Origin of the sequence: Pantoea cypripedii (assembly GCF_011395035.1) — a bacterium.
Taxonomy (GTDB): domain Bacteria; phylum Pseudomonadota; class Gammaproteobacteria; order Enterobacterales; family Enterobacteriaceae; genus Pantoea; species Pantoea cypripedii_A.
This window is the reverse complement of the sequence record NZ_CP024768.1, coordinates 3834788-3855417: the sequence shown is the minus strand read 5'-3', so window position 1 is coordinate 3855417 and position 20630 is coordinate 3834788. Positions and strand designations below refer to the sequence as shown.

16 protein-coding genes and 3 tRNA genes are annotated in these 20630 nt (G+C 55.0%); 15 read left to right on the top strand and 4 right to left on the bottom strand.

The genetic code is table 11. The features are described from left to right. Positions 1-17: 17 nt before the first annotated feature. The 3 genes from mscM to rsgA form a co-directional block, all read right to left on the bottom strand. Positions 18-3350, bottom strand: coding sequence for a miniconductance mechanosensitive channel MscM (mscM, locus tag CUN67_RS17915; RefSeq protein WP_208716668.1), 3333 nt, complete (start codon positions 3348-3350; stop codon positions 18-20). A 14-nt stretch (positions 3351-3364) separates the two neighbouring features. Further along, positions 3365-4261, bottom strand: coding sequence for an archaetidylserine decarboxylase (gene asd / locus CUN67_RS17910; protein ID WP_208716666.1), 897 nt, complete (start codon positions 4259-4261; stop codon positions 3365-3367). A 218-nt stretch (positions 4262-4479) separates the two neighbouring features. Further along, positions 4480-5529, bottom strand: coding sequence for a small ribosomal subunit biogenesis GTPase RsgA (rsgA, locus tag CUN67_RS17905; RefSeq protein ID WP_208716664.1), 1050 nt, complete (start codon positions 5527-5529; stop codon positions 4480-4482). A gap of 102 nt (positions 5530-5631) precedes the next feature. Here rsgA and orn point away from each other — a divergent pair, with 102 nt between their 5' ends. From orn to CUN67_RS17885, 4 genes are all read left to right on the top strand, one after another. After that, entirely contained in the window at positions 5632-6180 is a 549-nt protein-coding gene (orn, locus tag CUN67_RS17900) for an oligoribonuclease (RefSeq protein WP_208716662.1), read from the top strand. A 319-nt stretch (positions 6181-6499) separates the two neighbouring features. Further along, positions 6500-6575: transfer RNA gene (locus CUN67_RS17895), tRNA-Gly, on the top strand. A 25-nt stretch (positions 6576-6600) separates the two neighbouring features. Next, positions 6601-6676, top strand: a tRNA-Gly gene (locus tag CUN67_RS17890). 25 nt (positions 6677-6701) lie between these two features. Continuing rightward, positions 6702-6777 (top strand) — tRNA-Gly (locus CUN67_RS17885). 404 nt (positions 6778-7181) lie between these two features. Here CUN67_RS17885 and queG read toward each other — a convergent pair. Further along, positions 7182-8321, bottom strand: a complete 1140-nt coding sequence (queG, locus tag CUN67_RS17880; RefSeq protein WP_208716660.1) for a tRNA epoxyqueuosine(34) reductase QueG — start codon at positions 8319-8321, stop codon at positions 7182-7184. Here queG and nnr point away from each other — a divergent pair. The 11 genes from nnr (at position 8320) to CUN67_RS17825 (ending at position 20613) form a co-directional block, all read left to right on the top strand. Then, on the top strand, positions 8320-9837 hold the full coding sequence (nnr, locus tag CUN67_RS17875) for a bifunctional ADP-dependent NAD(P)H-hydrate dehydratase/NAD(P)H-hydrate epimerase (protein ID WP_208716658.1): 1518 nt from the start codon (positions 8320-8322) through the stop codon (positions 9835-9837). The genes queG and nnr overlap by 2 nt on opposite strands. Positions 9838-9840: 3 nt before the next feature. Then, positions 9841-10317 carry a tRNA (adenosine(37)-N6)-threonylcarbamoyltransferase complex ATPase subunit type 1 TsaE gene (gene tsaE, locus CUN67_RS17870; protein ID WP_208716656.1) on the top strand — a complete coding sequence of 159 codons (477 nt, stop codon included), beginning with the start codon at positions 9841-9843 and terminating at the stop codon, positions 10315-10317. Then, entirely contained in the window at positions 10314-11966 is a 1653-nt protein-coding gene (gene amiB, locus CUN67_RS17865; protein ID WP_208716654.1) for an N-acetylmuramoyl-L-alanine amidase AmiB, read from the top strand. The genes tsaE and amiB overlap by 4 nt, the downstream gene beginning before the upstream one ends. A gap of 41 nt (positions 11967-12007) precedes the next feature. Further along, positions 12008-13843 (top strand): DNA mismatch repair endonuclease MutL, encoded by a 1836-nt coding sequence (gene mutL, locus CUN67_RS17860; RefSeq protein ID WP_208716652.1) that lies wholly within the window; start codon positions 12008-12010, stop codon positions 13841-13843. Then, positions 13836-14786, top strand: coding sequence for a tRNA (adenosine(37)-N6)-dimethylallyltransferase MiaA (miaA, locus tag CUN67_RS17855; RefSeq protein WP_208716650.1), 951 nt, complete (start codon positions 13836-13838; stop codon positions 14784-14786). The genes mutL and miaA overlap by 8 nt, the downstream gene beginning before the upstream one ends. 101 nt (positions 14787-14887) lie before the next feature. Then, a complete protein-coding gene (hfq, locus tag CUN67_RS17850; protein ID WP_208716649.1) occupies positions 14888-15199 on the top strand; it encodes an RNA chaperone Hfq in 312 nt (103 codons plus the stop codon). Between the two features lie 82 nt (positions 15200-15281). After that, a complete protein-coding gene (hflX, locus tag CUN67_RS17845; RefSeq protein WP_208716647.1) occupies positions 15282-16562 on the top strand; it encodes a ribosome rescue GTPase HflX in 1281 nt (426 codons plus the stop codon). A 79-nt stretch (positions 16563-16641) separates the two neighbouring features. After that, complete coding sequence (gene hflK, locus CUN67_RS17840) at positions 16642-17880, top strand: FtsH protease activity modulator HflK (protein WP_208716645.1); 1239 nt, start codon at positions 16642-16644, stop codon at positions 17878-17880. Between the two features lie 3 nt (positions 17881-17883). Further along, on the top strand, positions 17884-18888 hold the full coding sequence (gene hflC, locus CUN67_RS17835) for a protease modulator HflC (protein WP_208716643.1): 1005 nt from the start codon (positions 17884-17886) through the stop codon (positions 18886-18888). Positions 18889-18946: 58 nt separating this feature from the next. After that, on the top strand, positions 18947-19144 hold the full coding sequence (locus CUN67_RS17830; protein ID WP_208716641.1) for a DUF2065 domain-containing protein: 198 nt from the start codon (positions 18947-18949) through the stop codon (positions 19142-19144). Between the two features lie 170 nt (positions 19145-19314). After that, the gene (locus CUN67_RS17825) at positions 19315-20613 is read left to right on the top strand and encodes an adenylosuccinate synthase (RefSeq protein WP_208716639.1); all 1299 of its coding nucleotides are present in this window, start codon (positions 19315-19317) and stop codon (positions 20611-20613) included. The last annotated feature ends 17 nt before the right edge of the window (positions 20614-20630 follow it).

Below are 20630 nucleotides of genomic sequence, written 5' to 3'. Positions count from 1 at the left end.
AATGGCGACCTTTTTATTTACAATCCACCCGATTTAAAATTACGTGCCGCAGGCGCGCCATTGCTGGCCGGGGTTTTCTTGCCCAACGTTTCCATACGGACCTGGAAAGGCGGAAAAGGCATTTCAATACCGTGCGCGGCGAAACCGTGCAGAATCAACTGATGCAGCTCATGACGCAGCGGCATGCGATGCCCCATCTCGGCGGCGTAGACGCGCAGCTCAAACAGCTGAATACCCTGCTGCAAATCGACGAGGAAAACATCAGGAGCGGGCATATCCAGCACATACGTGCAGCGCTCTGCTGCCTGTTTCAGCAGGTTTGTCACTTCGTCACTGTTCACCCCGGCCGGGGCGGGAATGGTCAGCACCACGCGCGTCACTGAATCGGACAGCGACCAGTTAACAAACTGCTCGGTGATAAAGGCCTTATTCGGCACGATAATTTCTTTGCGGTCCCAGTCGGTAATGGTGGTCGCACGGGTATTAATCCGCGTGATACTGCCGGTGAGGTCGCGGATCGTCACGGTATCGCCAATGCGAATCGGTTTCTCGAACAGGATGATCAGGCCGGAAATAAAGTTGGCGAAGATTTCCTGTAAACCAAAACCAAGACCCACGCCGAGTGCGGCGACCAGCCATTGCAGTTTTGCCCATTCGATACCAATCATGGAGAAGCCAATCAACCCACCGATCAGCATCAGCACATATTTGGTCAGGGTAGTGATGGCGTAACCCGTACCGGGCGTCAGGCTCAGATGCTGTAACAGCGCCAGCTCCAGCAGCGCAGGCATGTTACGCACCAACTGAGTGGTGATAATCAGCACCAGTATGGCAATCAGGACCGAACCGAGGGTAATCGGCTGGATGCTTTCCACCCCCTGAATTGTGGTGCTGACATCCCACAGGCGGATATTTTCCAGAAAACCGAACGCCGAGTGAATTTCTGACCAGAGCACAATCACCGACACCAGCGCAATTAATGTCAGAAGGGACCGTACCAGACGCAGCGACTGGGCGCTGATAGCGTCGAGATCGATAATCGGTTCTTCCGCCTCTGGCGCTTCGTTACTTCCAGCGGGCTGATCCTTTTCTTCTTCGCTACGCGCGCGGTTTGCCAGCATATCGGCACGGCGCTGACGGGCGCGATCAAAGGCAATACGACGCCGCTGAATCAGCATCCAGCGGCGGATAATGTGGTAAATCACCAGCAGGAAGAACCAGATGCCAACGGATGTCTCCAGACGCGCCAGTAGCGCCTGCGCAGTCGCCAGATAGCCGATACAGGAGGCAAAGGCGGCGACCAGCGGGATGGCGATCATCAGGTTCCACAGAATACGATTGACGAAGTTATCGCCGTTACCTTCTTTATCCAGGTACAGCGGAATACCTGCGCGTTTCAGGCTGACGGTGACGATGCTCAACGCGCCGCAAATCAGAATGAAGCATATCCGTCCAAGTGTTGATGAGAACTCACGGTCTTCCAGATTGGCGAAGGCAATCAACAGCATGATCAGCGGTACAATCAGGCCAACGCTCAGTGAGTAATAACGCATCGCGCGCGCCACCCGCGTGTGCGGCCAGCGGAAATGCACCACAAACAAACCATTTGGGCGGGCAAAGGAGGCACTGATCATAAACGCCCACAACAGCGGCAATGTGGCAGTAATGCCGTCACCAATCGCCACGGCTATCGGGTAGGGCCAGGCTTCCTGCAAGCCATAGCCGAGCGCCGCCCAGAGTACCGGTATCGGAACGGCCACCAGAATTGACCAGAACACCGTGCGTAGCGTCAGGCTGAATTGATCCTGCGTGACCTTGCCGACTTTGCTGGCGGCGCGCGCCAGAAACGCATGGTAATGGCGACGTGAACTGACACTAAACCCAACCAGCAGCAGTGCCCCAAGGATGGGCAGCACCGTTTCTTTGCTGGTAAACATCATGGCCAGTGCTTTTCCTAACTGGCCCAGCGTATCGAGCGACAGCAGGCGTCCCAGCGACTGTGCCACATCCACCGGGAAGTTCAGGTCAATGGTGCTGACGTCCGCTGTCCAGAACAAATAGCGATGCGTGGCATCGCGCACTTCAGCGAGTGCATCCTGCAACTGGGTGTTGGACACTTTAAGTTTGGTGATTTCCAGAATCAGCGTATCGCAGCCGGAAATTAATGAGTTGAGTAATTCGCGCTGGGTTTTTAGCTGTGCTTCGAGGATGCGGCTCTGCTCGCTGGTAAAGGGCGTGCCATCATCCTGCTTCTCTTTACGCAGCGTCTGCTGGCGCTCCAGCAAATCCTCATAACGCAGCCGTTGTACGCGCAACTGGCCCATTTCGTTGTCGATCTGCTGCGATTTTGGTACATCCGGCAGACGCGCGACCTGGGCACGCAGTGCTTCGCCCAGCAGATTTGAGGCACCCAGCCACTGTGATTGCTCACGCAGGGTGCTGAGCGCCTGGCGAACCTGCAAGGTCTGATTGGTTGACAGCCGCTGCTGTGAGGCGACCAGATCCATGCGTTGTGCCTGCTGATTGAGATCGGCAGACAATTCACGGTTTACCCGGAATTGATCGCTGATAATGCTGGGCAAATCGCCACTGTTTTCCGCCAGTTGTTCGGTACGCTCCAGCGCCTGTTCTGCTTCACGCTGGCGTTGATTATTCAGCTGATTGCGCAGCGCCTGGAGATAATTATCCAGCTGGGTCGCCTGGCGCTGATGTATTTCGGCACGCATCCGCGCCAGTTCCTGGCGATTATTGGCAGAAAGCTGGGCCAGCTCCAGTTCATCTACGCGGGCTTTATTGGCGGCATTTTCCGCCTGACGCGCGTAAATCTGCGCCTGGGCCTGCGGTGTCGTGGCTGCGGCGGCACCCTGTACACGGCGATCGCTTTCGGTCATCGCGCGGCGTGCTTCAGTTTGCTGTTGCGGTAGCTGTGACAGCGAATCGCTGATTTCGCGCGCCCGATCCTGTTCCTGCTGCGCCTGGCGTCCCTCTTCCAGTAACTGGCTACTGACCTGCAAAATCTCCTGATCCAGCTCGGCGCTGCTCATATTGCTACGCACGGTTTTGCTGCTATCAGTCAGACTGGCAAGTTGCTGACGCAGCTCACGTGCCAGCCGCGGGAAGTCATCAATCACCTGCTGATATTGTTTGGTGCGCTCCAGGGAGTCATCGCGTTCAGCAAGAAAATTGAGGGCCGTTTCCAGCGTCTGAATTTGTTCGCTTTGAGAGGGGGAACTTTTCGCGGATTTGGCCGCGTCCAGTTCCTGCTTCAGATCGCTGGCCTGTGGGACAGTGGCAGCGAAGGCAGTGCTGCTGAACCACAGGCTCAGCAGCAGAATAAGAGAGGCGCGCACAGGGGAATTCCCACTTAGTCGGTGAGCGGGGCGGTTTCACCCGGCTGTGGCAAGGCGATGGCCAGCGGCTGACCGAGACGGGTCTTGCTTTCGGCTTCCAGGCTTTCTGCCAGTTTGACGCGCTGTGGCGCAAACAGGTTGATGACCGTTGAACCCAGCTTGAAGCGACCCATTTCCTGTCCTTTCAGCAACACGATAGCACCGTCATGATCGGCAGCCGGGTAGTGCCAGCGTTTGATCACGCCTTCACGTGGCGGTGTAATGGTCCCAGCCCACACGGTTTCGATGCTGCCAACAATGGTGGCTCCCACCAGAATCTGCACCATCGGGCCGTGATCCGTATCGAACACGCAAATGACACGCTCGTTACGGGCAAACAGGTTCGGGATGTTGCGTGCGGTTAACGGGTTGACCGAGTAGAGGTCGCCTGGGACATAGATCATTTCACGCAGGATGCCGTTACAGGGCATATGCACGCGATGATAATCACGCGGCGCCAGGTAAGTGGTGACAAAGTTACCATCCTGGAACTGTTGCGCCAGCTCGTCATTACCCGCCAGCAGCGCCTGCAGCGTGTAGTAGTGACCTTTGGCCTGGAAGATCTGATCGCCTTCGATACGGCCTAACTGGCTGATGGCGCCATCGGCCGGCAGGGCCAGCAGTGTCGCATCGGGATCGATCGGACGTGCCCCTTCTTTTAATGGGCGCACAAAGAAGTCATTAAAGGTGCGATAGCTGGCGGTGTCTGGTTTGCTGGCCTCTGCCATGTCCACCTTGTAGTACCAGACAAAAATATCAATGACCGCTTTGGTCAGCCAGCCACCACGTCGACTGGCACCCCAGCCTGCGAGTTCGGTCAGTCCTTTCTTAGGCAGAATATGATTCAGGCCGAGTTTAAAACGATCAAACACCTTAGCCTCCTGGCTTTATTACGTATCGTTTAGACAAAAGGGGGCGGATTGTAGCAGCGCCCCGCTCAGTTGGCGAATGTGCCGTTGTATACCCTTCATCCTTCAAACTACAGGTGCGTTAGCTGCACTCGCTCACCCCGGTCACTGACTGATGTCAGCACGCGGGGATTCACTCACTTGCCGCCTTCCTGTAGCTCGAATGATTGTGGGTATAACCATTAATCTTCGCTGGCGGAAAAGTTTTTACGCGTTTTTACCTGCGCCATGCTTTCCAGAATACGGTGGTAGTTATCGAAGCGGGAAATGTTGATGGTACCGTTTTCTACCGCTTCGCGAATGGCGCAGCCCGGATCGTTGTCATGTTTGCAGTCGCGGAACTTGCAACTGCCAAGAAACTCACGGAATTCGACAAATCCGCGGGTAATTTGTTCCGGCTCCAGGTGCCACAAACCAAATTCGCGTACCCCAGGGGAATCAATCACATCGCCGCCATGAGGGAAATGATACAGGCGTGCGGCGGTGGTGGTGTGCTGGCCGAGACCCGAGGCATCTGAGATGTCGTTGGTCAGGATTTCATCACCGGCGACATCAAGGCCCAGCAAAGCATTCAGCAGGCTGGATTTGCCGACACCAGACTGTCCGGCAAAAATGCTGACGCGGCCAGTCAGTGCCGCTTCCAGCTCCACCAGGCCATTTTTGGCACGGCTGGAAACCATCAGCACGCGGTAACCAATATGACGATAGATATCCATCTGCTCATCGACAAAGGCGCGAGCCTCGGCATCCAGCAGATCGGTTTTGTTCAGCACCAGCAGTGGCTCGATCCCCAGGGTTTCGCTGGCAACCAGGTAGCGATCGATGATGTTGAGTGACAGTTCCGGCAGGATCGCTGAAACGATAATGATTTGATCGATGTTGGCGGCGATCGGTTTGATGCCGTCGTAATAATCGGGGCGCGTCAGAACGCTGGTACGCTCGTGTACCGCTTCGACGATCCCTTTACCACCGTTCTCATTTGCGGCACGCCATAAGACGCGATCGCCCGTCACCAGCGAACGGATAGTTCGACGGATATTACAGCGATGCACCTCGCCCGCGCTGTCCTCTACGTCTGCGTGCATGCCGAAGCGGCTGATCACGACACCATCGGTTGCTTCCCCAAACAGGCTGTCATCCGGTTCCGGTTTTTCGTTCCGTTGCTTCAGACGACGCTCGTGGTTCGCACTCACACGACGTTGTTGACCCTTCGACAGTTTATTTTTGCTCACGCATCCTCTCACGCTTTCGCCAGGCTTCGCCCCGCTGGGCAAAACGTCTATGATACACCTTAATTTAGTCTAATGACGACTTTGGCAACGGGCGGAAAACGCATGACAGCTGGAAATGAAAACAATCTGATTTGGATCGACCTCGAAATGACCGGGCTGGATCCGGAACGCGACCGTATTATTGAGATCGCCACGCTGGTTACCGATGCTAACCTGAATATTCTGGCGGAAGGGCCGGTGCTGGCGGTACATCAATCCGATGCGCAACTGGCGCTGATGGATGACTGGAATGTGCGCACTCACACCAATAGCGGCCTGGTGGAGCGCGTTAAAGCCAGCCAGTATGACGATCACGCTGCTGAACTGGCGACCATCGAATTTCTGAAACAGTGGGTGCCCGCGAATACCTCGCCGATTTGTGGCAACAGCATCGGTCAGGATCGTCGCTTCCTGTTTAAATACATGCCGGAACTGGAAGCCTATTTCCATTACCGTTATCTCGATGTCAGCACCCTGAAAGAGCTGGCTCGTCGCTGGAAACCCGATATCCTGCCGGGTTTCAAAAAGAGTGGCAGCCATCAGGCGCTGGATGATATTCGCGAATCGGTGGCGGAACTGGCTTATTATCGCGAGCACTTTTTGCAGCTTTAACCCGCCCGGGGTGTGCAGGAAAACAGCAGGTTGCTGAATTAATCAGCAAACGCGCGGAAAGCGCAAAATTTTGCTTTCAGGCTCTTGCGATGGAAAGGATTTCTCGTATAATGCGCACCCCGTACCGATGAAGAATTTCGGTACGGTACAGAATCAGTTTTTAGTTTGCGCAGTGGCAAGCAAGTACGACGATGCAGAATCGAGTATTTTTGTTTGCAACAAGGCGGCAACTGAACGAATCCGTGGAAGCTTACTCAAGTAAGTGACCTGGGTGAGTGAAGGAAGCCAACGCAGTGGCAAACAAAAAGACGATGGTTATGCGGGAATAGCTCAGTTGGTAGAGCACGACCTTGCCAAGGTCGGGGTCGCGAGTTCGAGTCTCGTTTCCCGCTCCAGAATCTGTACAGCAGCACCCTCTACGCGGGAATAGCTCAGTTGGTAGAGCACGACCTTGCCAAGGTCGGGGTCGCGAGTTCGAGTCTCGTTTCCCGCTCCAAAATTTGTATAGCAGTACCTCCTACGCGGGAATAGCTCAGTTGGTAGAGCACGACCTTGCCAAGGTCGGGGTCGCGAGTTCGAGTCTCGTTTCCCGCTCCAGATTTTTATATTCATTAACGTTGTTGGTCTTCGATTACGAACAGCACTCAAACTGTGTCAGCCAGGACGTTTTCTGAAATTCTGCTGAAGCAGGTTAGTGACAGTCGCTGTCATGATAATCCTTTAGGTTATCCACAATCTGTCTGGTGCACCCGGACGGCGTTTTACCCCATCTGCAAAACTGTTTTAAACAGAGTTATCCACAGGCTCTGGACAGCGGCTTGCAACTCAAAACATGTGAGAATGTTAACGATAAATCAGTAATTAATTGATTTTAAAGATTATTTTCATGTTTCAGGCTGTTGGCGTGAGGGTTGGACGATATAACGGGGCATACCTGCAATCGGACTTATAATTTTATTCACAGCATGTGGAAAAGGATTTTATCCTGTAAATTTGCTCAATCACGCATCACGTGACAGACCCTTTTCAATCGCACGTACCAGACGCAGTTTGCGGGCGGGTTGAACCTCAATGGCGAGCGCAGCACGTTTCTGACGCTGTTGATCCAATGCCCAGTCGATATGTTCATCCAGCAATGGATGCTCCCCTGAACGCTGTTGCAGCACGGCAATGTTTTCTTCTGACCACGGGGCGTTGCCTAGCGCTACCGCCACATTGCGCAACCAGCGCAGATGACCAATCCGGCGAATCGCCGACCCTTCCGTCACACGCAGAAACTTTGCTTCATCCCACATAAATAGCGTGGTGAGGGGTGGGGCATGTAGCACCGCACGGGGCGAAAAATCATCTTCATCAGTCAGTTGCCCATAGCGGTTCCACGGACAAATCAGCTGACAATCGTCACAACCATAAATGCGGTTGCCAATCAGCGGACGAAACTCTTCGGGAATGGCACCTTCCAGCTCAATGGTCAGATAAGAGATACAACGACGCGCATCCACGGTGTATGGCTCGACAATGGCTGCCGTGGGGCAGATGGTCATGCAGGCCACACAGCGACCGCACTGCTCTTCCTGCGGGGTATCGACCGGTAACGGCAGATCGATCAGCAGCTCGCCGAGGAAAAACCAGGAGCCCGCTTCGCGGTTGAGGATCAGCGAATGTTTTCCGGTCCAGCCCAGTCCCGCTTTTGCGGCCAGCGGGCGTTCCAGTAGTGGGGCGGAATCAACAAACGGGCGAAAATTCAGTTCGCCACAATGCTCCTGAATCTTATCCCCAAGTTTTTTTAGCCGATTGCGCAGAACTTTGTGATAGTCGCGTCCCAGCGCATATCGGCTAACATAACCGAGCTGAGGGTTTTTTAACGTGCTGGCGAAGGCAGCTTTGGCAGGCAGATAATTCATGCGCACGCTGATGACGCGCAGCGTACCGGGTAATAACTCATGAGGGCGCGCGCGCATCATGCCATGACGCGCCATCCACTCCATCTCGCCGTGATATTGTTTCTCCAGCCACGCCTGCAACCTGGGCTCTTCTGCGCTAAGGTCGGTATCGCAAATACCCACCTGCTGGAAGCCAAATTCGCGTCCCCAGTGTTTAATCTGTTGAGCAAGCTGATGAAGATCGAGAGGGTATGACATGAGAAACCAGGAAGTGAATGCTAACCCGCGCAGTTTATCACACTCTGTCTGGCCTGCGCAGGCGATAGGTCAACTGGAACGCGATGCGGCCGATAGCCTGGGATTAACCCTGTATGAATTGATGCTGCGTGCCGGGCAGGCCAGCTATGAACTGGCGCGTCGGTTATGGCCCGAAGCGGGCCATTGGCTGATTCTATGCGGCCACGGCAACAACGGCGGGGATGGCTATGTGGTCGCACGGCTGGCACAAGCCGCAGGGATACAGGTGACATTGCTGGCGTGTGAGGGCAGCAGGCCGTTGCCGGAAGAGGCGCAACAGGCGCGGGAGGCCTGGCTGGCCGCTGGTGGGGTAATTCATGCCGCCGATGCCCCCTGGCCGCAGCAGGTTGAGGTGATAGTTGATGCACTGCTTGGCACCGGGTTAAATCGTGCGCCTGGCGCGCCTTATGAACATCTGATTACGCTGGCAAATGCCCATGCTGCGCCAGTGCTGGCGATTGATATCCCGTCCGGGCTGATGGCGGCAAACGGCTCTGCGCCGGGTGCGACCATCGTTGCTGCTCATACCCTCAGCATGATCGTGTTGAAGCCGGGGCTGCTCACCGGCATGGCCCGTAATTATGTGGGACAGCTGCATGTTGACGAGTTGGGATTATCGCCGTTTCTCAGCGGCAATGAAGCACCGATGCAGCGGATTGATGCGCAGGATCTTTCCCGCTGGCTGAAGCCGCGCCAGGCCACGTCCCACAAAGGTGATCATGGCCGCCTGCTGGTGGTGGGGGGCGATACCGGTACGGCAGGGGCCATTCGCATGACAGCGGAAGCGGCGCTGCGCGCGGGGGCGGGTCTGGTTCGCGTATTGACGCATGAGGATAATATTGCGCCGATTCTGACCGCCAGGCCGGAACTGATGGTGGATGCGCTGAGCGATGCGCGCCTGCAACAGGCGCTTGAATGGGCAGATGTGATCGCCATTGGCCCTGGCTTAGGCCAGCGTGAATGGGGGAAAAAGGCACTGAAAAGGGTTGCTGCCTGCGAAAAGCCGATGCTTTGGGATGCGGATGCACTTAACCTGCTGGCAATCAACGCAGATTCCCGTCAGAATCGCATCATCACACCACATCCCGGTGAGGCAGCCCGCCTGCTGGATGTGAAGACCAGTGATATTGAGAGTGACCGCATCCATGCCGCCCAGGCGCTGGTCAAACGCTACGGAGGCGTGGCAGTGTTGAAAGGGGCGGGTACGGTGATTGCCAGTGCAAAGGGAGAGCTGGTGATTGCCGATGTGGGTAATGCCGGTATGGCCTCTGGTGGTATGGGAGACGTACTGAGCGGCATCATTGCCGCGTTGATGGGCCAGAAACTGGCTTTGTTTGATGCAGCCTGCGCAGGCTGTGTGGCGCATGGTGCAGCAGCGGACGCCGTTGCCCGTTTGCGCGGCACGCGCGGGATGCTGGCCACCGATTTATTCGAGCTGCTATGGCAGTTTGTTAATCCTGAGATGATCCAACAATAAAGCATGAAGACCTGTGTTATCCCTTTGCCCGATGAAGCGGCAACCCTTGAACTTGGCGCGCAGCTGGCTCGCGTGTGCAGCAGTGCGGCGGTTATTTATCTTTATGGCGATCTGGGTGCCGGTAAAACCACCTTCAGTCGTGGTTTCCTGCACGCGCTGGGTCATCAGGGTAATGTAAAAAGCCCCACTTATACGCTGGTCGAGCCTTATACGTTGGGTAGCCGTACCCTGTATCATTTTGACCTGTATCGTCTGGCCGATCCGGAAGAACTGGAATTCATGGGCATTCGTGATTATTTCAGCGGCGAAGCGATTTGTCTGGTCGAATGGCCGCAGCAGGGCACGGGTGTGTTACCTGACCCCGATTTAGCATTGACGTTGCGTTACGTTGATGACGCGCGCGAAGCAGAATTACAGGCGGTTTCGGTGCAGGGTGAAAGCCTGCTGCAACATTTTAAGCAGCAAAGGGATCAGGCATGATGTCACGGATGAAAATGGTCCTTGCGGCCCTGCTCTGCCTGTTTTCGGCTTCAGCATTGTCGGCTGCGTTGTCAGATATTAAAGTTGAAAATGGTGACAGCCAGGCGACGGTGACACTGAGTTTCAACGGCCAGCCGGTGTATGGTTTTTTCCCGCTGCATAATCCCGATCGCGTGGTGCTGGATATTCGCCAGAGCGGCAATATTCAGGGGCTGCCGCTCAATTTCAGCGGCGAAAATATTGTTAAGCGTATCCGCAACAGTAAACCGCAGGATAAGCAAAGTATCCGCCTGGTATTCGAGCTGACGCAGGCGGCACGCACCCGAGCCGTCACGCAGCGTGAGGGCAATCAATATCGTGTGGTGTTTACCATGCGTGGTACGCAAACCGCCAAACGTAACGCTGCGCCAGTCGATTCTGTGCGGGAAACGCCGCAAAGCAGCAACCAGGGTAATCCGTTCAATGCTAACCCGGTGACGGCGGTCAGCAGCAGTGATACCACGATACGCCCAGGTGGCTCGGTGAGCCGTAACGAACAGGTAATTGTGGCAATTGACGCCGGACACGGTGGTCAGGACCCTGGGGCTTCCGGCCAGCACGGTTTGCATGAGAAAAATGTCACCATTGCCATTGCGCGCAAGCTGAAGGCGCTGATGGATCGGGACCCGATGTTTAAACCGGTGCTGACGCGTACCGGTGACTACTTTATTTCGGTGATGGGCCGTTCCGATGTGGCGCGCAAAGAAAACGCCAACCTGCTGGTGTCGATTCACGCCGATGCCGCGCCGAATCATTCAGCCACGGGGGCGTCGGTATGGGTGCTATCCAACCGTCGCGCCAATAGCGAAATGGCGAACTGGCTGGAACAGAAAGAGAAGCAATCGGAATTGCTGGGTGGCGCGGGCGATCTGCTGGCAAACAGCCAGGCCGATCCTTACCTGAGCCAGGCCGTGCTGGATCTGCAATTCGGTCATTCACAGCGCGTCGGTTATGATGTGGCGGTGAAAGTGTTGCAGCAGCTGCGTGGCGTCACGCCATTGCATAAACGTCTGCCAGAGCACGCCAGCCTCGGCGTATTGCGTTCGCCGGATATTCCTTCTTTGCTGGTTGAAACCGGCTTTATCAGTAATGCCGCGGAGGAGCGACTGCTTGGCAGTAGCGCATATCAGGAGAAGATTGCTCAGTCGATTTATAAGGGGCTGCGTAATTACTTCCTGGCGCATCCGCTGCAATCGGTCCCAAAGGAAGAAAACCGGCCGCAGGACACCATTCCAGCGGTTAGCGTCGCCAGCAACCCGGCGACAGGGACGGTGCAATACACTGGCGCAACGCAGCGCCATACGGTGACGCGCGGTGAAACCCTGTCAGGCATTGCGGCAAAATACGGTGTCAGCATGGCAACGTTGCGCGAGATGAACAGCCTGAAACGCGACGTGGTTTGGGTCGGTCAGCGTCTGAAAGTCCCGGCTAAATCGGGGGGCACCGCGACAGCCTCGCGCGGTCCGGTGCGTCATAAAGTGGTGCGTGGTGACTCTCTGACGGCGATTGCCGCCCGTTATGGCGTCAGTCCCAATGCCATCATGCAGGCGAATAACATGAAGTCCTCCAATGTGATGCTGGGTCAGACCCTGAAAATTCCGCAATCCTGATTGCCGGCCCGGATGGGCCAGCCAGTTACAAGGACACCACCATGCCTATACAAATCTTACCGCCGCAGCTGGCAAACCAGATCGCAGCAGGTGAAGTGGTGGAGCGTCCGGCGTCGGTGGTGAAAGAGCTGGTGGAAAACAGCCTCGATGCCGGTGCGACTCGTATTGAGGTCGATATTGAGAAAGGCGGCGCGAAACTGATCCGCATCCGTGATAACGGCTGTGGTATCGCTAAAGATGAGCTGGCAATGGCGCTGGCACGTCACGCGACCAGTAAAATCGCCTCACTTGATGATCTCGAAGCCATCGTCAGTCTCGGATTTCGCGGGGAAGCGCTCGCCAGTATCAGCTCGGTTTCCCGCCTGACGCTCACCTCACGTACCGAGGCTCAAACCGAAGCCTGGCAAGCCTACGCAGAGGGGCGAGATATGGCGGTGACGGTTAAACCGGCCGCGCATCCCCCAGGAACGACGCTGGAAGTGCTCGACCTGTTCTACAACACCCCCGCCCGACGCAAGTTTATGCGCACGGAAAAAACCGAGTTTACCCATATTGATGAAGTGATTCGCCGCATTGCGCTGGCGCGCTTCGATGTGGCAATTTCACTCAGCCATAATGGCAAGCTGATGCGTCAGTATCGCGGCGTGAGCCAGGATGCGCAGCGTGAGCGACGACTGGGGGCGATTTGCGGTACCACCTTTATGCAGCATGCATTGAGAATTGACTGGCAGCATGACGATTTGGCGTTGCGTGGCTGGGTGGCCGATCCGGCGGGTTCTCGCCAGGTGACGGACCTGCAATATTGCTACGTCAATGGCCGTATGATGCGCGACAAATTGATCAATCATGCCATCCGCCAGGCGTACCAAACCCAACTGGGGGATGAGCAGCAACCGGCTTATGTGCTGTACCTGGAAATCGATCCGCATCAGGTGGATGTCAATGTCCATCCCGCCAAGCATGAGGTGCGTTTTCATCAGTCGCGCCTGGTGCATGATTTTATCTGGCAGGGCGTAATGAGCGCGTTACAGGCCAGCCGTGCCGCAGAGCTGCCAATCGCCCATGCGGAAGAACCTGCGCCGCAGTGGCAGCCCGAGAATCGTCAGGCAGCGGGCGGCAATCATTTTTCACAGCCTCCGGCTGCACCACGCCAGTCAGGCGCAACCACCAGTGGCGGCTGGCAGCAAAAAGAGCCGACTTACCGCGCGCGGGAAGGGGCGGCCTATCAGCAACTCCTGAAAACACCAGCCACCGCAGCGGCACCGCAGCCCCAGCCAGCGCCAGTGTCGAAACCTGAACGCGAAGCGCCGCTTGCTGCGCATGCGCAGAGTTTTGGCCGGGTGTTAAGTGTGGTGCGTGAGAGCTATGCCCTGCTGGAGCGTGGCGATAAGCTATTGTTACTCTCTTTGCCCGTGGCGGCACGCTGGCTGAAACAGGCCCAGTTGCAACCTGGGGAAGAGGGATTAAAACCGCAGCCGCTACTCATTCCCGTCAGGCTGAAAATTGCGCCGGAAGAGTTGGCCGTTATTGGTCAGCAATCGGCGCTGCTCACTGCCATGGGCATTGATTTACAAAGGGAAGGCCAGCATGTGACTCTGCGCGCGGTGCCTTTACCGTTACGAACACAAAATTTACAAATCTTGATTCCAGACCTGTTAGGCTATCTCGCCCGACAGCAAGAGGTCTCTGCATCCTCGCTGGCCCAATGGCTGGCACGTCGTGATGATGCAGAGGCAGCGCACTGGAATCACTCGCAGGCGATTACGCTGCTGGCGGAGCTGGAACGGCTCTGTCCGCACTTGCTGAAGTCGCCGCCTTCTGGCCTGTTACAGGCTATTGAGATTGAGAGCGCGATTAACGCGTTGAAGCATGAGTGAACAGAACCAGGCTGGCCGGCCTAAGGCAATTTTTTTGATGGGGCCTACGGCCTCCGGTAAGACGGCACTGGCAATTTCGTTGCGTCAGCATCTTCCGGTGGAACTTATTAGCGTTGACTCTGCCTTAATCTATCGCGGGATGGATATTGGCACGGCGAAGCCGTCTGCTGAGGAGTTAGCGCAGGCACCCCATCGTTTGCTGGACATTCGCGACCCGGCGGAAGCTTATTCCGTTGCTGAGTTTCGTCGCGATGCGCTGGCAGAAATGGCGGAGATCACCCAAAGGGGTAAGATTCCGTTGCTTGTTGGTGGAACTATGCTCTACTTCAAGGCGTTGCTTGAAGGATTGTCGCCGCTGCCCTCGGCCGATCCGGACGTGCGTCAGCGGATAGAGCAAATGGCGGCAGAAAAGGGTTGGGATGACCTTCACCGCCAACTGTGTGAAATCGATCCGGTCGCCGGTAGTCGTATTCATCCGAATGATCCGCAGAGACTTTCGCGAGCACTGGAAGTTTTTTTTATTTCGGGTAAAACTTTAACGGAACTGACAAAAACATCCGGTGAAGCGTTACCCTACGACGTGTACCAATTCGCCATCGCTCCGGCGAGTCGCGAGTTGCTACATCAACGCATTGCGTTGCGTTACAACCAGATGCTGGCGTCAGGATTTGAAGCGGAGGCTCGTGCTTTGTTTGCACGGGGTGATTTGCATACGGATATGCCTTCCATTCGCTGTGTAGGATATCGTCAAATGTGGTCTTACCTCACTGGCGAAATCGATTACAACGAAATGGTTTATCGGGGAATTTGCGCAACCCGGCAGCTCGCGAAGCGCCAGATGACCTGGTTACGTGGCTGGCCCGACGTGCACTGGTTAGACAGTGATGAGCCAGACTTAGCGCGTAATGCGGTGCTTCAGGTTGTTAGTGCTAAGCAGGGATGATTGTGTACAATTGGTCCGTTATCGTGCGCAAATTTTTACGCAGTTTTTCTGAACCACGGTTCAAAAAGTAACAAACAACAAGCATATAAGGAAAAGATAGAATGGCTAAGGGGCAATCTTTACAAGACCCGTTTTTGAACGCACTGCGTCGTGAACGTGTACCGGTTTCGATCTATTTGGTGAATGGTATTAAGCTGCAAGGGCAGATTGAATCTTTTGATCAGTTCGTGATCTTGTTGAAAAACACGGTTAGCCAGATGGTGTATAAGCACGCCATCTCTACAGTGGTTCCTTCTCGTCCGGTATCGCACCATAGCAACAATGCGGGCGGCGGAAGCAGTAACTACCACCACGGCGGAAGCAACCAAACCGCTCAGTCGCAGCCACAACAAGACGGCGATAACGCAGAATAATTTTTTGTGTAGCCGTGAAGCCAGGGCTGGAGAGCGAACACGTTTTCCCGTCCTGGTTATTTTATTTTAGCGAGGTTATAGCTTGTTTGACCGTTATGATGCCGGTGAGCAGGCCGTACTGGTACACATCTGGTTCTCCCAAGACAAAGAGCTGGAAGATTTGCAGGAGTTTGAAACTCTTGTCTCTTCTGCGGGCGTCGAAGCGCTGCAGGTTATTACTGGCAGCCGTAAAGCGCCACATCCCAAATATTTTGTCGGTGAAGGAAAGGCAGTTGAAATTGCCGATGCGGTAAAAGCGAGTGGAGCATCGGTCGTTTTATTCGATCATGCCTTATCCCCTGCTCAGGAACGAAATCTTGAGCGGCTGTGCGAGTGTCGCGTTGTCGACCGTACCGGCCTAATTCTTGATATTTTTGCTCAGCGCGCCCGTACCCATGAGGGTAAATTGCAGGTCGAGCTGGCACAGCTACGCCATCTGGCAACCCGCCTGGTACGTGGATGGACGCACCTTGAACGTCAAAAAGGCGGTATTGGTTTGCGCGGTCCGGGTGAAACCCAGCTGGAAACGGACCGTCGTTTGCTGCGCAATCGCATCAGCCTGATCCTATCCCGTCTTGAACGCGTGGAAAAACAGCGCGAGCAGGGCAGGCAGGCGCGAGCCAAAGCGGATGTGCCAACCGTTTCGCTGGTGGGATACACCAACGCCGGTAAATCCACCCTGTTTAACGCCATTACATCAGCGGATGTTTACGCTGCGGATCAGTTGTTTGCCACACTGGATCCTACCCTGCGTCGCCTTAATGTCGCGGATGTAGGGGAAGTGGTGCTGGCGGACACGGTAGGTTTTATTCGCCACCTGCCTCACGATTTAGTTGCCGCATTTAAGGCAACCTTGCAGGAGACGCGCCAGGCGACTTTACTGTTGCATGTGATTGATGCGGCTGATATCCGTCTCAATGACAATATTGAGGCGGTCAACGTCGTGCTGGAAGAAATCGAGGCCGATGAAATTCCAGCCCTGCTGGTGATGAACAAAATCGATATGCTGGAGGATTTTGAACCGCGTATCGATCGAGATGAAGAGAATAAGCCGATTCGCGTCTGGCTGTCAGCCCAGACGGGGGTCGGTCTGCCTTTACTGTGGCAGGCATTATCAGAACGCCTTGCCGGTGAAATTGCGCAGTACGACCTGCGTTTGCCGCCGGACGCCGGACGTCTGCGCAGTCGCTTTTATCAGTTACAGGCGATTGAGAAAGAATGGAATGAAGATGATGGCAGTGTAGGTTTACATGTGCGTATGCCAATTGTTGATTGGCGTCGTTTATGTAAACAGGAGCCGTCGCTCGCCAGTTATATTGTTTGACCGTTGCCCAACTCATTTACCGGAAAGCCTGAACATCGGCTGCAAGGTAAAACGTAAATACAATAAATGGAGTAGAGACATGGCGTGGAATCAGCCCGGTAATAACGGACAGGACCGCGACCCGTGGGGAAGCAGCAATAATCAAGGCGGCAACTCTGGGGGAAATAAAGGAGGTCGCGATCAGGGACCACCTGATCTGGATGATATCTTCCGTAAGCTGAGTAAAAAACTCGGTGGACTGGGCGGTGGCAAACAGAGCGACAATGGCCAGCGCAGCGGCGGTAGCGGTGGCAAACTGGTCGGCATCGTTGCCGCAGCGGCAGTCATCATCTGGGCAGCCAGCGGTTTCTACACCATTAAAGAAGCAGAACGTGGCGTCGTCACCCGCTTCGGTAAATTCAGCCATCTGGTGGAACCAGGCCTCAACTGGAAACCCACTTTTATCGATCAGGTCCGTGCCGTGAACGTGGAAGCGGTGCGTGAACTCGCCGCGTCTGGCGTGATGCTGACGTCGGATGAAAACGTGGTGCGCGTAGAAATGAACGTGCAGTACCGTGTGACCGATCCTGAGCGTTACCTCTATGCTGTGACCAGCGCGGATGACAGCCTGCGTCAGGCTACTGACAGCGCGCTGCGTGGCGTGATTGGTCGTTCTACGATGGACCGCATTCTGACCGAAGGTCGAACCGTGGTGCGTAGCGAAACCCAGCGCGAAATCGATGAAACCATTCGTCCGTACAACATGGGCATCACGCTGCTTGATGTTAACTTCCAGGCGGCGCGTCCACCGGAAGAGGTAAAAGCGTCGTTTGATGATGCGATTGCCGCGCGTGAAAACCGTGAGCAGTACGTGCGTGAAGCCGAAGCCTACGCCAACGAAGTTCAGCCGCGAGCCAATGGTCAGGCACAACGTATCCTGGAAGAGGCGCGTGCTTACAAAGAGCGCACCGTGCTGGAAGCACAGGGTGAAGTGGCGCGCTTTGCCCTTATGCTGCCTGAATACAAAGCGGCACCACAGATCACCAAAGAACGTCTGTACATCGAAAGCATGGAACGCGTGCTCAGCCATACCCGCAAAGTGTTGGTTAGCGACCGTAGCAATAACCTGATGATGTTGCCGCTGGATCAACTGATGCGTGGCGCTCAGTCTGCTGCGGGCCAAAACGGCCAGAAAAATACCAATCTGATGAAGTTACCGCCGGCTTCGGACAGCAACGCCAGCAATAGCGACACTTCATCGTACAGTCCGAACAGCATCATGGATCAGCGTCGCGCCAATGCGCAGCGTAACGATACCCAGCGCGAAGGGAGGGAGTAATCGATGCGTAAGCCAATCATCGCCGTAATTATTGTAGTGCTGGTGGTGCTGTACGCGTCACTGTTCGTGGTGCAGGAAGGTCAGCGTGGCATCGTGCTGCGTTTTGGTAAGGTTCTGCGTGATAGCGAGAACAAACCGCTGGTTTATGCACCGGGTCTGCACTTCAAGATTCCGTTTATTGAAACCGTGAAATCACTGGATGCACGTATCCAGACCATGGATAACCAGGCAGATCGCTTTGTCACCAAAGAGAAGAAAGACCTGATCGTTGATTCCTATATCAAATGGCGTATCAGTGATTTTAGCCGTTACTACCTGGCGACCGGTGGTGGCGATATTTCTCAGGCTGAAGTGCTGCTGAAACGTAAGTTCAGTGACCGTCTGCGTTCTGAAATGGGCCGTCTTGATGTGAAAGATATCGTGACCGATTCGCGTGGCCGTCTGACCACCGACGTGCGTGATGCCCTGAATACCGGCAGCGCAGGCAACGATGATGAAGTACAGACACCGGCTGCAGACGATGCGATTGCTGATGCCGCAGCACGGGTTGAGCGTGAAACCAACAGCAAAGAGCCCGCGCCGAACCCGAACAGCATGGCAGCCCTGGGTATTCAGGTGGTTGACGTGCGGATTAAGCAGATCAACCTGCCAACTGAAGTCTCTGATGCTATCTACAACCGTATGCGCGCCGAGCGTGAAGCGGTAGCACGTAGCCAGCGTTCACAGGGTCAGGAAGAGGCAGAAAAACTGCGCGCTCAGGCGGATTATCAGGTGACCCGTACACTGGCAGAAGCCCAGCGTGAGGCACTGATTTCCCGTGGTGAGGGTGATGCGCAAGCGGCGAAACTGTTTGCTGATGCGTTCAGCCAGGATCCGGATTTCTATGCCTTTATCCGTAGTCTGCGTGCCTATGAAAACAGCTTCGCGGATAATCAGGATATTATGGTTTTAAGCCCGGATAGCGATTTCTTCCGTTATATGAAGGCCCCCTCTAACGCAACGCGTTAAGAACTGATATAAATTCAAGGCCGGCAATCTTGTCGGCCTTTTTTTTGGGGAAAAGATAATGAACACAACCATCTGGATGGCACTGGCTTTGGTGCTGGTTCTGGAAGGGCTGGGGCCGATGTTTCTGCCGCGTATCTGGCGACGTATGATTCTGGCTATGGCGCAGCTGCCGGATCGTCTGTTACATCGTTTTGGCGGCGGGCTGGTGGTTGCCGGAGTGGTGATCTATTACATGTTAAGTGTGCACGCGAGCTAAAATGCGCGCTATTTTTCAGCCTTGTTGTGTCTGGTCGCTGATTTATCCCCAACATGTTGTGACCTGACCAAAACTCAGGCAAAAAACCGCGCAATCGTATGCTAAAAGAGCTGAAAGTGGAAAAGTCAGGTGGTAGAATCCATTTTTAAGCAATCGGTGATTTTGAAAAAATGGGTAAGAACGTCGTCGTACTGGGCACCCAATGGGGTGACGAAGGTAAAGGTAAGATCGTAGACCTTCTCACAGAGCGCGCTAAATACGTCGTGCGCTATCAAGGTGGTCATAATGCAGGCCACACGCTTGTTATCAACGGTGAAAAAACCGTCCTCCACTTAATTCCATCAGGCATCCTGCGTGAAAACGTCACCAGCATCATTGGTAACGGCGTCGTGCTGTCACCAGAAGCGCTGATGAAAGAGATGAAAGGTCTTGAGGAGCGCGGTGTACCGGTACGCGAACGTCTGCTGCTGTCTGAAGCTTGCCCGTTAATCCTGCAATACCATGTGTCGATGGACCTGGCGCGTGAAAAAGCGCGTGGTGCTAAAGCTATCGGCACCACCGGTCGCGGTATCGGCCCGGCTTACGAAGATAAAGTTGCCCGCCGTGGTCTGCGCGTTGGCGATCTCTTCAACAAAGAAACCTTCGCTGCCAAGCTGAAAGAAGTGGTGGATTACTACAACTTCCAGCTGGTGAATTACTACAAAGAAGACGCTGTCGATTACGACAAAGTGCTGAACGATGTGATGGCGGTGGCCGACATCCTGACCAGCATGGTCGTTGACGTGTCTGAACTGCTGGATAACGCGCGTCAGCGTGGCGATCTGATCATGTTCGAAGGTGCGCAGGGTACGTTACTTGATATCGACCACGGTACTTATCCGTATGTGACCTCGTCAAACACCACCGCAGGTGGCGTGGCAACCGGTTCTGGTATCGGTCCGCGTTATGTTGACTACGTGCTGGGTATCGTTAAAGCCTATTCAACCCGCGTGGGTGCAGGTCCGTTCCCGACTGAACTGTTTGATGAAACTGGCGAGTTCCTTTGCTCCAAAGGTAACGAGTTCGGCGCCACCACCGGTCGTCGTCGTCGTACCGGCTGGCTGGATGCCGTGGCGGTTCGCCGTGCAGTGCAGATCAACTCGCTGTCAGGTTTCTGCATGACCAAACTGGACGTGCTGGATGGCCTGAAAGAAGTGAAAATTTGTGTGGGATATCGCATGCCGGATGGCCGCGAAGTCACCACCACGCCGCTGGCTGCTGAAGGCTGGGAAGGTATTGAGCCGATTTACGAATCAATGCCGGGCTGGAGTGAAAACACCTTTGGCGTGAAAACGCTGGAAGGTCTGCCGCAGGCCGCACGTGACTACATCAAACGTGTGGAAGAGGTAACCGGTGTTCCGGTGGATATTATTTCTACTGGTCCTGACCGTAGTGAGACCATGATTTTGCGCGATCCGTTTGACGCATAATCCCCTCTGGCCGGACT